Source organism: Galbitalea soli (assembly GCF_010686725.1).
Classification (GTDB): domain Bacteria; phylum Actinomycetota; class Actinomycetes; order Actinomycetales; family Microbacteriaceae; genus Galbitalea; species Galbitalea soli.
The window spans coordinates 528,085-542,094 of sequence record NZ_JAAGWZ010000001.1 but is presented as its reverse complement, the minus strand read 5'-3'; the positions used below and the strand labels follow the sequence as shown (position 1 = coordinate 542,094).

Sequence of the window (14,010 nt, the reverse complement as noted above, 5' to 3'; positions counted from 1 at the left end):
TCTTGCCCTCCTGTGCCTCTGACCACGCCACGGCGAGCTGGCGTGTGCGCGCCTACAATTGGCTGATAGAGGAGGCGAGATGAGCGCGGACACATCGACGCCCTCGCGGCGGGCGCTGATTCCGCGCATCTTTTCTCGTGCGCAGCCGTCCGGCGCCGTCGACACACTGATCAAGACCGTGCGCCTGCACCATCCCAAGGCAGACATTGCGCTCATCGAGCGTGCGTATGCCGTGGCGGAGAAGGCGCACGCGGGTCAGAAGCGCAAGAGCGGCGAGCCTTACATCACGCACCCGGTCGCTGTCGCCCAGATCCTCGCCGACCTCGGAATCGGAACGAAGACCCTCGCGGCCGCCCTCCTGCATGACACGGTCGAGGACACCGACTACACCCTCGACATGCTGCGCCGCGACTTCGGCGACGAAGTCGCGATGCTCGTCGACGGGGTCACCAAGCTCGACAAGCTGAAGTACGGCGACAGCGCTCAGGCCGAGACCGTGCGCAAGATGGTGGTCGCGATGTCCAAGGACATCCGCGTCCTCGTGATCAAACTCGCGGACCGGCTGCACAACGCGCGCACCTGGGGTTTCGTCGAGGAAGCATCCGCGACGCGCAAGGCGCAGGAGACGCTCGAGATCTACGCACCGCTCGCACACCGGCTGGGCATCCAGACCATCAAGTGGGAGTTGGAAGACCTCAGCTTCTCGGTGCTGTATCCGAAGCTGTACGTCGAGATCGAAAGCCTCGTGAAGCAACGCACACCGCAGCGCGAGGAGTTCGTGCAGCAGGTGATCGAGGCGGTCACCGACGACCTCAAATCGGCAAAGATCAAGGGGACCGTGGTCGGTCGGCCGAAGCAGTACTACTCGATCTATCAGAAGATGATCGTGCGCGGTCGCGACTTCGACGAGATCTACGACCTCGTCGGCATTCGCGTTCTGGTCAACTCGGTGCGCGACTGCTACGCCGTGCTCGGCTCGATCCACGCCCGCTGGACACCGATCCCGGGGCGATTCAAGGACTACATCGCGACCCCCAAGTTCAACCTCTACCAGTCGCTGCACACGACGGTGATCGGTCCTCAGGGTCGCGCCGTCGAGATCCAGATCCGCACCCCCGAGATGCACCGCCGTGCGGAGTTCGGCGTCGCCGCGCACTGGAAGTACAAAGAGCGCGTCAACGGCGGAAAGAACGACACCGCGGCGCCCCAGAAGGACGCGGAGATGGCGTGGCTCGCGCACATCTCCGACTGGCAGGCGGAGACGAGCGACCCGAGCGAGTTCCTCGACTCGCTGCGCTTCGAGATCGGCGCGAAGGAGGTCTACGTCTTCACTCCGCAGGGCAAGGTCATCGGGCTGCCCGCGGGCGCGACGCCCGTCGACTTCGCCTACGCGGTGCACACCGAGGTCGGGCACCGAACGATGGGCGCCAAGGTCAACGGCCGGCTCGTGCCCCTCGAGAGCGAGCTGGTCAGCGGTGACTCGGTCGAGGTGTTCACGTCGAAGAACCCCGACGCGGCCCCGAGCCAGGACTGGCTCAGTTTCGTCAAAAGCCCCCGGGCGCGGAACAAGATCCGTCAGTGGTTCAAGACCGAGCGACGCGAAGAGGCGATCGAGCAGGGCAAGGATGCGATCGCGCGCGCCATGCGCAAGCAGAACCTTCCCCTGCAGAAGCTGATGAGCCAGGACTCCTTCGCCGAGGTGGCGGCCCAGATGCGCTACGAGGACGTCTCCGCGCTCTACGCCGCCGTCGGCGAGGGCCACGTCTCGACACAGTCGGTGATCGAGAAAGTCGTCGCCTCACTCCAGTCGGAGGCCGAGGCGGAGGACACCGAATTCGTCTTCGCTCCCAGCCAGCGGTCGCGCGAGATCCGGCACAGCGATTCGGGAGTGCTCGTGCGGGGTGCCCCGGACATCCTGGTGAAGCTCGCCAAGTGCTGCACTCCGGTTCCCGGTGATGCGATCGTCGGGTTCGTCACCAGGGGGGCGGGTGTGTCGGTGCATCGCGCCGATTGCCACAACGTGCAGTCGTTGCTGAGCGAGCCGGAGCGCATGATCGATGTGGAGTGGGCTCCCTCCTCGAAGAGCGTGTTCCTCGTGCAGATTCAGGTGGAGGCGCTCGACCGCTCCGGTCTGTTGTCGGACGTCACGCGGGTCCTCAGCGAGAATCACGTCAACATCCTGTCGGCGACCGTGTCGACGTCACGCGATCGACTGGCGCTCAGCCGCTTCGTGTTCGAGATGGGCGACACGACGCACCTCGACCGGGTTCTCAACGCGGTGCGCCGCATCGATGCCGTGTACGACGTCTACCGGGTCAGTCAGGGCTGAGCGGCCCGCGGTACCGTCGGCGGAACCGACCAGAGCGAGCCGCTGGAGAGCCTCGCGCTTTCGCGGGAGGTTGCGTCGGCGAGTGAGCATCGCCGCGAACTCTTCGGCGTCGAATCGCCCGATGCTCATGAGGGCTCGCAGCATTTCGTGGTCGGATCGATCCCAGCAGGTTCGAATGCGCGCGAGGTCGACCGCGGTGCGGAGCGGACTGGTGAGGGCGAGGAGGCCCACTCGGCACACGTCCGCCGTATCGAGCACCACCTCGCGAACGCGGAGGCGATGCGACGGCGCGATGCGGGCCCGAGCCTCGATGTCCAGGCAGACGGTGTGCACGGGCGGGGGATCCGGGAGGGCGCCCCAGACCCACGCCGCGGTGTCGAGCTCCGCGATCGATCGAGCGGGCAGATGCCCGGTGAGAGCGAGTGCGCGCTGGTGCGCGCTCGGCACCTCGTCGAGGGGGGCGACGCACTCGTCGACCGGGTAACCCTCTCCGTCCAGCCGGAGGGCGGCGAGTTCGGCCACGGGAAATTCCCGGGTGCTCAGCAGGGGCGATAGACGGGCCATGACGACGAGTCTCGTCGCCGTGCCGTTAGCGCGGGCGTGCGAGACCGCGGACTGTGGAGAAGTTCCACGAGCTCGTCGCAGCGGAGGAGAGCCTGCCGTGAGCGTCAGCGAAGAGCGTCGAGCCAGATCTTCCGGGCGTCGAGCGCCTCCTGGGCATCCTTGACCTTCTTCGCGTCGCCCGTGGCCTGCGCCTCGGCGAGCTCCCGTTCCAGACGCTCGATCGCGTCGTGCAACTGGCTCGCGAGCCCCTGGGAGCGCGCCTGCTTCTCGGGGTTGTTGCGCTGCCAGTGCTCCTCGTCGAGCTTCTTGACGGCCGCCTCGACGCGACGCAGGCGATCCTCGACGGTCTTGACCTTGTCGCGCGGAACCTTGCCGATGGCGTCCCAGCGCCGCTGGATCCCCAGCAGGGTCTCCTTCGCCCGGGTACGGTCGGTCTCGGTGAGCAGTGGCTCGGCCTCGGCGAGCAGCGCGAGCTTGGCCTCGAGGTTTCCCTCGAACTCCACGTTCTCGCGGGCATCGACCTCGGACTTCGCGGCGTAGATCGCGTCGCCCGCCGCCTTGAACTTCGCCCAGAGCGCGTCGTCGAGCTTCTTGCCGGCGCGCCCGGAGAGCTTCCAGTCATCGAGGAGCGCGCGATAGGCGGGAATCGCGTCCGCGCCCTTCGCGACGAGGGCCTCGGCCTTGCCGACGAGCTCCTGCTTGCGGGCCCGGGCGTCTTTGTGCGAGTTGTCGAGCTCGGCGAAGAAGGCCTTGCGGTGCTGGTCGATCGTCGCTCGCGCGGCACGGAACCGCTTCCAGAGCTCGTTGCTCTCGGTCTTCGGCAGCCGCGGTCCGTCCTGCTGGTGCTTCTGCCAGCGGGCGAAGATGTCGTCGATGGCCGCGCCCACCTGCTTCCACTGGGCCTTCGCCGGATCGGCCGCCGCGAGCTTCTCGGCCTCGACGACGAGCGCCTCCCGCTCGGCGAGCGCCGACGCGACCGCGGCCTTGGCCTCTTCGCTCTGCTTCTCGGTCAGTTCGGTCACCGTGCCGCCGAGGGCCTCGAGGCGGGTCGTCAAGGCGGCGAGGTTGCCCACCGCGTTCGCCGTGGCGACGGTCGTCATGAGCGACTGCACGGTCTTCGCGATGTCGGCTGCGGGTGCACCGCGCTTGGCGCGCTGCTCGAGCAGCGTCACTTGGCCGGCAAGCTCCGTGAATTTGCGTTCGAAGTAGGCGAGCGCCTCCTCGGGGGTGCCGTCGGGATACTGGCCGACGGCCCGTTCGCCGGTTGCGTCGCGAACGAAGACGGTGCCCGTCTCGTCGACACGCCCCCAGGGAGCCTGATCGTCTGTTGCCACGTTGCTTCACCTTGCCTGTGATGTGCGGGAGGCCGGTACCGGCCCGCGAGATGGCCGACACTCTCCGACCGGCATCCAGCCTATTGCACGCGCCGTGGAGGTCGAGAGTTCTACGGGGTCGGCGTCGCGGTGGGCGAGGGGGAGGAGGATGGCGCCGGCTTCGGCATGCCAGGGCCGGCCGTGAAGTAGTACAGCTGGGTACCGGTAGCGAGGGCGGCGACCACGAGCAGGCCAGCAAGGCCCAGAATGTTGTCCCGTCGCCGACGAGCCACCTGGTGCGCGTGAACGCCCTGGCGCGCGTTGTACTTGCGCAGGCGCTCGCGTGCCTCGCGCGCTTCGCGCTCCTGGTTCTTGCTCGGTGCCACGTGTCCTCCGGTGTGTGTCGCGGGGATGCCCCCCTGAACTTTACGGGGCGCGCGGAGGGCGATCCAAACCGTCCCACCACGCCGCCCGCAGCACGCTGTCGGCGCCCCCGGTTAGCATTGCGGCTATGGACACCCGCCAAGGACTGCGCGGCGGACAGGCGCCGCTCGCGGTGCGGATGAGGCCGACGAGCCTCGACGAGGTCGCGGGGCAGCGGCATCTCCTCGGCCCCGGTTCGCCACTGGTCAGTCTCGCGAGCGATGCCTCGGGGGAGCAGGCCTCGGTATCGGTCATCCTGTGGGGTCCGCCCGGTACCGGCAAGACGACTCTGGCTCAGGCGATCGCCCACAGTTCCGGCCGCAACTTCGTCGAGCTCTCCGCCGTCAACGCGGGCGTGCGCGACGTGCGGCAGGTCATGGAGCAGGCGCTCTCCAACCGCGACCTGTACGGAACGACGACCGTGCTGTTCCTCGACGAGATCCATCGCTTCTCGAAGGCCCAGCAGGATGCGCTGTTGCCGGGGGTCGAGAACGGCTGGGTGATCCTCATCGCGGCCACCACCGAGAATCCGTCGTTCTCGGTCATCTCACCGCTTCTCTCCCGGTCGCTGCTCCTGACGCTCGAGCAGCTGAGCGACGACGACCTCGGTGTCGTCATCGATCGGGCGGTGAGCGATCCGCGGGGACTCGGGGGTCGAGTGCGCCTCAGTGACGAGGCGCGGTCCGCGCTCATCCGCCTGTCGTCGGGGGATGCGCGGCGCGCCCTCACCGCGCTCGAAGCGGCGGCGCTCTCCGCGTCGGCCACCGCCGCGCCCGTGACCTCCGGCGACGCCTCACAGCCCGCGGACGACGAGCAGGATGAAGAGGATCGGCGCCCGCTCATCACCGACGACATCGTGGCGACCGCCGTCGATCGGGCACTCCTCCGCTACGACCGGCAGGGCGATGAGCACTACGACGTCATCAGCGCGTTCATCAAGTCGGTGCGTGGATCGGACGTCGACGCGGCCCTGCACTACCTCGCACGGATGATCGAAGCGGGCGAAGACCCGCGTTTCATCTCGCGGCGCGTCATGATCAGCGCCGCCGAAGACATCGGAATGGCCGACCCGCAAGCGCTCCTGATCGCGGTCGCCGCGGCGGACGCCGTGCAGTACGTGGGCATGCCCGAGGGCCGGATCCCGCTCGCGGAGGCCGTGGTGTACCTCGCGACCGCCCCGAAGTCGAACGCGTCGTACCTGGCACTGGACGCGGCGATCGCCGATGTGCGCGCCGGGCGGATCGGGCGCGTCCCCACCCACCTGCGTGACGCGCACTACCCGGGGGCGAAGCGACTCGGCCACGGCAAGGGCTACCGGTACTCGCACGACTCCGAGCTGGGCGTGGTCGAACAGCAGTACCTGCCGGACGAGCTCCGCGGCGTGTCGTACTACCAGCCCACCGAGCACGGCAACGAGCGGGATGTGCGCGCCCGCTGGGAGAAGCTGCGGAAGATCATCCGCGGCAAATAGCGGGCCGGTCCGGGCGCGTGCTAGTCTTGTCGCTGCCTAACGCTCGTCCATCGCGCATGGCTGCTGCCCCGGACGAGAAGAAGGAACCACGGGTCTTTAGCCGACCGGGTTCCGCGGCGAATCCCTCCACTTTCACCGGACGACCTCCGCGTGGCCGTTGACCTCGTGCCCGCGCGGCGCAGCGTGTCGCCCGGGTTCACACTCCACACGTCGAAAGACACGAATCCAGAAAGACAGGGCCTGAAGTGTCTACCAAGTCACGCACCCGCAGCAAGACCCGCCTCTCCCGTGCGCTGGGCATCGCCCTCACGCCGAAGGCGGTCAAGTACCTCGAGAAGCGCCCCTACGCTCCCGGCGAGCACGGGCGCACCAAGCGCAAGGCCGACAGCGACTACGCCGTCCGTCTGCGCGAGAAGCAGCGTCTCCGCGCCCAGTACGGCATCCGCGAGGCGCAGCTGAAGATCGCGTTCCAGGAGGCGCGTCGCGCCGCGGGCCTGACCGGTGAGAACCTGGTCGAGCTGCTCGAGATGCGTCTCGATGCCCTCGTGCTCCGTGCCGGCTTCGCCCGCACCACGGCGCAGGCGCGTCAGATGGTCGTGCACCGTCACATCCTCGTCGACGGCCAGACCGTCGACCGCCCCTCCTTCCGCGTGAAGCCGGGCCAGCTCATCCACGTCAAGGCGCGCAGCGAGGGCACCGAGCCGTTCCAGGTCGCCGCCGCCGGCGGTCACGTCGACGTGCTCCCCAAGACGCCGGCCTACCTCGAGGTCGAGCTCGACAAGCTCCAGGCCCGCCTCGTGCGCCGTCCGAAGCGTGCCGAGGTCCCCGTGACCTGTGAAGTGCAGCTCGTCGTCGAGTACTACGCGGCGCGCTAGTCGCACCTCAAGGGAATGCGGGTCGACTTCGGTCGGCCCGCATTCCCTGCGTTAAGGGCCGGATGACCGGGCGCGAGGCGCTCGCGGGCCGGCTGCACGCCGCCGACGGCCCACGCCCCGCCGCGCGAGCCGCAGGCGTGCCCAACTAAGCTTGAGGGCATCCACCCACGATCGAAGAGGAGACGCCTCATGAAGAAGTTCCTGTGGTTCGTCATCGGCATCGGAGCCGGATTCGCCATCGCCCATCAGGTCGCGAAGACGCCCGAGGGCTCACGATTCTTCGAGGGTGTGGACAGCAAGGCGCGTCAGTTCGGTGCGGCCCTTCTCGACGGCTACAAGTCTCGGGAGGCGGAGCTGCGCGGTGCGGTCGCCGAGGCCGAGAGCGCCATCGCCGACCTCGCCAAGCGCGCGAAGTAGACCTCTCCCTTCATCACCGCGGGGCAGCACCCTGCCCTCAGACCACAGGACCCCATGCAGACCGCAGACATTCAGAACCGCTGGCTCACCTTCTTCGGCGAGCGGGGCCACACCGTGGTGCCCTCCGCCTCGCTCGTGAGCGACGACCCGACGCTGCTGTTCACCGTCGCCGGCATGGTCCCCTTCGTGCCGTACCTGACCGGCCTCGTGCCGCCGCCGTTCCCGCGCGCGACGAGCGTGCAGAAGTGCATCCGCACCCTCGACATCGAGGAGGTGGGCAAGACGCCGCGGCACGGCACCTTCTTCCAGATGAATGGCAACTTCTCCTTCGGGGACTACTTCAAAGAGCAGGCGATCGAGTACGCCTGGGAGCTGCTCACCACGTCGCAGTCCGATGGTGGACTCGGCTTCGAGCCGCACGACCTCTGGGTGACCGTCTACAAGGACGACGACGAGGCGATCGGCTTCTGGAAGAAGACGGCCGGTCTGCCCGACGAGCGCATCCAGCGTCTCGACAAGGACACGAACTACTGGTCGACCGGTCAGCCCGGCCCCGCCGGTCCCTGCAGCGAGATCTTCTTCGACCGCGGACCCGCCTACGGTCGTGACGGGGGACCGGCCACCGACGACGACCGCTACGTGGAGATCTGGAACCTCGTGTTCATGCAGTACCTCCGCGGCGAGGGCTCCGGCAAGGACTTCGAGATCCTCGGCGAGCTGCCGAAGAAGAACATCGACACCGGCATGGGCATGGAGCGCGTCGCGTTCCTCACCCAGGGGGTCGAGAACATGTACGAGATCGACCAGGTGCGGCCCGTCCTCGACCGCGCGGCCGAGCTCTCCGGGCGCCGCTACGGTGCCGTGCACGACGACGACGTGCGCATGCGCGTCATCGCCGACCACGTGCGCTCCTCGCTCATGCTCATGTCGGACGGCGTGAGCCCGAGCAACGAGGGTCGCGGTTACATCCTGCGCCGGCTGCTGCGGCGCTCGGTTCGGGCGATGCGACTGCTCGGAGTTGAGGAGCCGACGTTCGCGGAGCTGTTCCCCGCCTCGCGAGACGCGATGAAGTCCGCCTACCCGGAGGTGGAGCAGAACTGGGACCGCATCTCACGGCTCGCACTGGGGGAGGAGGAGACCTTCCTGCGCACGCTCGCGGCGGGGACGAGCATCCTCGACCTCGCCGTCGACAAGACCGCGAAGCAGGGCGCCACTCAGCTGCCCGGCGACACGGCGTTCCTGTTGCACGACACTTTCGGGTTCCCGATCGACCTCACGCTCGAGGTCGCTGAGGAGGCCGGCCTGTCGGTCGACCGCGCGGCGTTCGATGCGCTCATGGCCGAGCAGCGCTCCAAGGCGAAGGCCGATGCGAAGGCGAAGAAGACCGCCCTCGCCGATCTCTCGGTCTACAGCGACTTCCGCGCGCTCGGTGAGACGGTGTTCACCGGCTACGAGCTGCTCACGACCGAGAGCACCATCCTGGGCATCATCGTCGGGGGCGAGTCGGTCGACCGCGCCGTCGTCGGCGACATCGCGGAGGTGATCCTGGCCGAGACGGCTCTCTACGCGGAGTCGGGCGGGCAGGAGGCCGACGCGGGCGCGATCGTGGGCGCCGGGTTCGATCTCGAGGTGCTCGACGTGCAGAAGCCGGTCAAGGGCCTCATCTCCCACCGTGTTCAGGTGCGATCCGGCGAGGTCGGGGTCGGCGATGCGGCGACGTCGATCGTCGACCCGGTCTGGCGCCACGCGGCCGCTCAGGCGCACTCGGCGACGCACCTCATCCACGCGGCACTGCGCCAGACCCTCGGCTCCGAGGCACACCAGTCCGGCTCCTACAACAAGGCGGGCTACATGCGGCTCGACTTCAACTGGAACCAGCCGCTGTCGCCCGCGACCCGGAGTGAGATCGAGGACATCGCCAACAACGCGGTGCGTGACAACCTCGAGGTGACGACCCGAATCCTGCCGCTCGAGGAGGCGAAGGCGCTCGGCGCGATGGCCCTGTTCGGCGAGAAGTACGGCAACGAGGTGCGCGTCGTCGACATCGGCGGACCGTGGTCGCGCGAACTCTGCGCGGGCACGCACGTGCGTCGGTCATCCGAGGTCGGACTCATCAACCTCATCAGCGAGTCGTCGGTCGGGTCGAGCAACCGGCGGATCGAGTCGCTCGTCGGCATCGACGCCTTCAAGGATCTCGCGGCCGAGCGCGCGATCGTCTCCACCCTGACCTCCTCGCTGAAGACCCCGCGGGAACAGCTGCCCGAACGCGTCTCCGAGCTCGTCGCGAGCCTCAAGGCCGCCGAGAAGCGGATCGCCGCCTTCGAGGCGAGCGAGCGTTCGGCGCGCGTGCCTGCCATCGCAGCCTCCGCCGTGCAGCTCGGCGCGGTGCAGCTCGTCGCCGAACACCTTGGCGAACTGGCCTCGACGGATGACCTGCGCTCGCTCGCGACGAGCGTGCGTGAGCGCCTCGGGAGTGCCGCCGCCGTGGTCGCCCTCGCCGCGTCCGTCGCCGGCAAGCCCGCCGTCATCGTCGCGACGAACGACGCCGCACGTGCCGCAGGTCAGAAGGCGGGCGCCCTCGCGCGCCTGGCCGCCGGAGTTCTCGGCGGGGGCGGCGGCGGCAAGGACGACCTCGCCCAGGGCGGCGGCGCCGACGTCTCCGCCATTCCGGCCGCGCTCGAGGCGATCCGCCAGAGCGTTCAGGCGTAGCCGGCGTGCGAACCGGAGTCCGCATCGGCGTCGATGTCGGTACCGTCCGCATCGGCGTTGCACGCAGTGATGCTCACGGTCTGCTCGCGACTCCGGTCGAGACGGTTCGGCGCGGCGATGGCGACGTCGACCGGGTGCTGGCGATCGCGGCGGAACTCGAGGCGATCGAGATCATCGTCGGGCTGCCGCTCGCGCTCTCCGGGGCGCGCACCGCGTCGACCGACGACGCGACCGGCTTCGCGGCGCGGGTCGCCGCCCGCGCCGCCGTTCCCGTGCGCCTCGTCGATGAACGCCTCACGACGGTGTCGGCTCAGGCGGCGCTGCGGTCGTCCGGCCGCTCGTCCAAGCAGTCGCGCTCGGTGATCGACCAGGTCGCCGCCGTTATAATCGTGCAGCACGCGCTCGACCTCGAGCGCTCCGCGGGAACCCCGCCGGGCGTCGCCGTCGAGACCGATCATCCGGAGGGTCCTGAAGCGTGACGGCACGACGCAGTGCGGCCCGACTCTCCCCGACTACGAAGGGCCGACGTGCTGCCTGACGAGCCCAGCTGGGAAGACCTCTTCGGCCCGGATCAGGGCACCACGCCCACCGGAGCGACGTCGCCCACTCCTCCCGGCCACGAGGCACCCGCCGCCGCCCGACGACTCGAACCGGCACCCGATCTGCAGCACCTGTCCCGTCGCGATCGCCGGCGCTTCGAGGAGGCCGAACGGGAGCGGATGAACGGCTCCCCGCCCCCGCCGCCGCGCCGCCGGCGCCGCTGGGGCGCGCTCGTCGCCGTCCTCGTCGTGCTCGCCCTCCTCGCCGGGGGCGGCGGCTACGTCTGGTCGCAGTACTCCACGCAGATCATCAAGGTGATGGGCTGGGGTGGTCCGAACGACTACACGGGCACGGGCGACGGCCAGCCCGCCTCGATCACGATCGTGAGCGGTCAGGTGGGCAGCGACATCGCGACGAGCCTCTACAAGGCGGGCGTCACCAAGAGCTACGACGCCTTCTACCAGCTGTTGTTGAAGACCCCGGCGACCTTCGAGCCGGGGACCTACAAGCTGCAGAAGCAGATGAGCGCGAAGGCGGCTCTCGCCGTGCTCACCGATCCGAAGAACAGGGTGATCTCGAAGGTCGTCCTCCCCGAGGGCTACACCCTGAAGCAGATGCTCGCTCGGCTCTCGAGCGGAACGGGCGTGCCGCTCAGCGACTTCCAGGCGGCGGCGAAGAACTACACCGCGCTGGGAGTGCCGAAGTCGGCGCCGAGCCTCGAGGGATTCCTGTTCCCCGCGACCTACGAGTTCGATCCCGGCCTCTCGGCCCGGCAGATCCTGCAGCGGCTCGTCGACCGGATGAACCAGTCGCTCGACGCCGCGGGAGTCGCGGCCTCGAACCGACTGCACGTGCTGACGCTGGCCTCGATCATCCAGAAGGAGGGCGGCAGCACCAAGGACTTCTACAAGGTCGCGCGCGTCTTCCAGAACCGCCTCGACAAGGGCATGCTGCTGCAGTCCGATGCCACGGTGAGCTACGGGGCCGGCAGCAGCAGGATCAGCACGACCGACGCTCAGCGGGCGGACGCGGCCAACAAGTACAACACCTACGTTCACGTCGGCCTGCCGATCGGACCGATCGCGGCGCCCGGAGACGCGGCCATCGCGGCCGCACTGCACCCGGCGGCCGGTCCCTGGTTGTACTTCGTCCTGGTCAACGGCTACACCGGGCAGACGGTCTTCTCCACCACCCTCGCGCAGCACAACGCCGCCGTGCTCCAGTGGCAGGCGTGGCTGCGCGCCCACCCTAACTACGACAAGTGACGACGACACCCCGCCCCGGTCGCGTGCGCTGCGCGGTGCTCGGCTCACCGATCGGTCACTCCAAGTCACCGGCCCTGCACCGCGCCGCCTACGGCGTGCTCGGACTCGACTGGAGCTACGACGCGATCGATCTCGTCGGACCGGCGCTCCCGGCCTTTCTCGACGCGCTCGGCGAGGAGTGGCGGGGGTTGTCTCTCACCATGCCCTTGAAGCGAGACGTGCTCCCGCTCCTCGACTGGGCGGATCCGATCGCACGGCTCACCGGCGGGGCGAACACGGTGCTGTTGGCGGGCACCGGCGCGGAACGCACCCGGCGTGGCTACAACACCGACGTGCGCGGCATCGACCAGGCCTTCCGGGATGCGGGGGTCACCTCGCTCGGCACCGTTCACCTCATCGGTGGGGGCGCGACGGCCGCCTCGGCTCTCGCCGCGGTCGCGGGGCTCGGTGCATCCCGCGCGGTCGTCTCGGTGCGCACCCCCGCACGCGCCGAAGACCTCATCCAGGTCGGCGAGCAGCTCGGCGTCGCGGTCACGGTGCGGGACTGGACCGAGCAGAGCCGCGTCCTCGCGGTGCCCGACGCCGTGATCAGCACTCTCCCCGGCGGGGTACCCCTCCCGGTCGCGTTCTCGCGGGCGGTCCGCGCCTCGGCCGTGCTGTTCGATGTGGCCTACGAGCCGTGGCCGAGCGCGCTCGCGGTCTCGTGGCGCGACGCGGGGGGCACGGTCATCCGCGGGCTCGACATGCTCGTTCATCAGGCCCTCGCGCAGTTGCGCATCTTCGTGAACGGCGATCCCGATCGGGAGCTCGAGGGTGAGTCGACGGTGCTCGCCGCGATGCGCGCGGCCGTCGCGCCGTGACCCCTGTGGGAGGATTGTTCCTATGCTTCGATGGTTGACCGCAGGTGAGTCGCACGGCCCCGAACTGGTGGCCATTCTCGAGGGGCTCCCGGCCGGCGTGCCGATCAGTCTCGACGGAATCCGTGCCGACCTCGCGCGGCGCAAGCTCGGCTACGGCCGGGGCGCGCGCATGAAATTCGAGGAGGATGCCCTCACTCTGTCGGGAGGCGTGCGCTTCGGCGCGAGCATGGGGAGCCCCGTGGCGATCCGCATCGGCAACACCGAGTGGCCGCGCTGGGTGGACGTGATGAGCGCCGAACCGGTCGACCTCGAGAGCCTGCCGAAGGGCAGGGGAGCCGCCCTCACGCGGCCTCGCCCCGGTCACGCCGATCTCGTGGGCATGCAGAAGTACGACTTCGAGGAGGCGCGCAACGTGCTCGAGCGAGCGAGCGCCCGCGAGACCGCGGCGCGTGTCGCGCTCGGTGCCGTCGCACGGGCCTTCCTCGCCGAGCTCGGCGTCAGGCTCGTGAGTCACACGCTGTCCATCGGCGCCGTGCGCGTGCGGGAGGGCAGCGCGGTACCGCACCCGGACGACGTCGACGCGCTCGACGCGGATCCGCTGCGCTGCTTCGACGCGGTGACGAGCGCCGCCATGGTCGCCGAGGTCGATGCCGCGCACGAGGACGGCGACACGCTCGGCGGAGTCGTCGAGGTGCTCGCCTACGGAGTGCCGCCGGGGCTCGGATCCTACGTGCACTGGGACCGTCGCCTCGACTCTCAACTCGCGGGCGCCCTCATGGGCATCCAGGCGATCAAGGGCGTCGAGGTCGGCGACGGCTTCCTCACCACGACGCGCCGCGGTTCGCAGGCTCACGACGAACTCGTCACCGACGGAAGTGTCATCTCCCGCCTCAGCGACAAGGCAGGGGGAACCGAGGGCGGCATGAGCACGGGCACGGTTCTGCGCGTCCGCGCGGGGATGAAACCCATCGCGACCGTGCCGCACGCGCTTCGCACCGTCGACATCGCGACCGGTGCCGCCGCGGAGGCCCACCACCAGCGATCCGACGTCTGCGCGGTTCCCGCCGCGGGAGTGGTCGCGGAGGCGATGGTCGCGCTGGTGCTCGCGAACTCGATGCTCGAGAAGTTCGGCGGGGATTCGGTCGGGGAGACGCGTCGCAACCTGCGGGCCTACCTCGACGCCATCCCGGCCCGTCTCGCCACCGGCAGCGACGTCGTCGCTGACGCGCAGTAGTCCCTGCGCC

General features: G+C 69.2%; 11 protein-coding genes and 1 pseudogene. 9 read left to right on the top strand and 3 right to left on the bottom strand.

Going from position 1 to position 14,010, the window contains the following annotated elements:
* Positions 1 to 79: 79 nt before the first annotated feature.
* Positions 80 to 2,329 (top strand): RelA/SpoT family protein, encoded by a 2,250-nt coding sequence (locus G3T37_RS02530; RefSeq protein WP_163471901.1) that lies wholly within the window; start codon positions 80 to 82, stop codon positions 2,327 to 2,329.
* Between the two features lie 186 nt (positions 2,330 to 2,515).
* On the opposite strand, the pseudogene G3T37_RS14740 reads toward G3T37_RS02530, so the two are convergent.
* The 3 genes and pseudogenes from G3T37_RS14740 to G3T37_RS02515 form a co-directional block, all read right to left on the bottom strand.
* Positions 2,516 to 2,893, bottom strand: a pseudogene (locus G3T37_RS14740) (type IV toxin-antitoxin system AbiEi family antitoxin); the annotation flags it as partial.
* A 104-nt stretch (positions 2,894 to 2,997) separates the two neighbouring features.
* Positions 2,998 to 4,227 carry a DUF349 domain-containing protein gene (locus G3T37_RS02520; protein ID WP_163471899.1) on the bottom strand — a complete coding sequence of 410 codons (1,230 nt, stop codon included), beginning with the start codon at positions 4,225 to 4,227 and terminating at the stop codon, positions 2,998 to 3,000.
* Between the two features lie 110 nt (positions 4,228 to 4,337).
* Complete coding sequence (locus tag G3T37_RS02515; RefSeq protein ID WP_163471898.1) at positions 4,338 to 4,592, bottom strand: dioxygenase; 255 nt, start codon at positions 4,590 to 4,592, stop codon at positions 4,338 to 4,340.
* A 125-nt stretch (positions 4,593 to 4,717) separates the two neighbouring features.
* On the opposite strand from G3T37_RS02515, the gene G3T37_RS02510 reads away from it, so the two are divergent.
* The 8 genes from G3T37_RS02510 (at position 4,718) to aroC (ending at position 14,000) form a co-directional block, all read left to right on the top strand.
* Positions 4,718 to 6,100, top strand: a complete 1,383-nt coding sequence (locus G3T37_RS02510) for a replication-associated recombination protein A (protein WP_163471897.1) — start codon at positions 4,718 to 4,720, stop codon at positions 6,098 to 6,100.
* 245 nt (positions 6,101 to 6,345) lie between these two features.
* Positions 6,346 to 6,975 (top strand): 30S ribosomal protein S4, encoded by a 630-nt coding sequence (gene rpsD / locus G3T37_RS02505; protein WP_163471896.1) that lies wholly within the window; start codon positions 6,346 to 6,348, stop codon positions 6,973 to 6,975.
* Positions 6,976 to 7,164: 189 nt separating this feature from the next.
* On the top strand, positions 7,165 to 7,392 hold the full coding sequence (locus G3T37_RS02500) for a hypothetical protein (protein WP_163471895.1): 228 nt from the start codon (positions 7,165 to 7,167) through the stop codon (positions 7,390 to 7,392).
* Positions 7,393 to 7,446: 54 nt separating this feature from the next.
* Positions 7,447 to 10,101: an alanine--tRNA ligase gene (alaS, locus tag G3T37_RS02495; RefSeq protein WP_163471894.1), complete on the top strand. Its 2,655-nt coding sequence runs from the start codon at positions 7,447 to 7,449 to the stop codon at positions 10,099 to 10,101.
* Positions 10,102 to 10,106: 5 nt separating this feature from the next.
* A complete protein-coding gene (gene ruvX, locus G3T37_RS02490; RefSeq protein WP_163471893.1) occupies positions 10,107 to 10,580 on the top strand; it encodes a Holliday junction resolvase RuvX in 474 nt (157 codons plus the stop codon).
* A gap of 48 nt (positions 10,581 to 10,628) precedes the next feature.
* Entirely contained in the window at positions 10,629 to 11,906 is a 1,278-nt protein-coding gene (gene mltG / locus G3T37_RS02485) for an endolytic transglycosylase MltG (protein WP_163471892.1), read from the top strand.
* On the top strand, positions 11,903 to 12,766 hold the full coding sequence (locus G3T37_RS02480) for a shikimate dehydrogenase (protein ID WP_163471891.1): 864 nt from the start codon (positions 11,903 to 11,905) through the stop codon (positions 12,764 to 12,766). The genes mltG and G3T37_RS02480 overlap by 4 nt, the downstream gene beginning before the upstream one ends.
* A gap of 22 nt (positions 12,767 to 12,788) precedes the next feature.
* The gene (aroC, locus tag G3T37_RS02475; RefSeq protein WP_163471890.1) at positions 12,789 to 14,000 is read left to right on the top strand and encodes a chorismate synthase; all 1,212 of its coding nucleotides are present in this window, start codon (positions 12,789 to 12,791) and stop codon (positions 13,998 to 14,000) included.
* Positions 14,001 to 14,010: the final 10 nt, after the last annotated feature.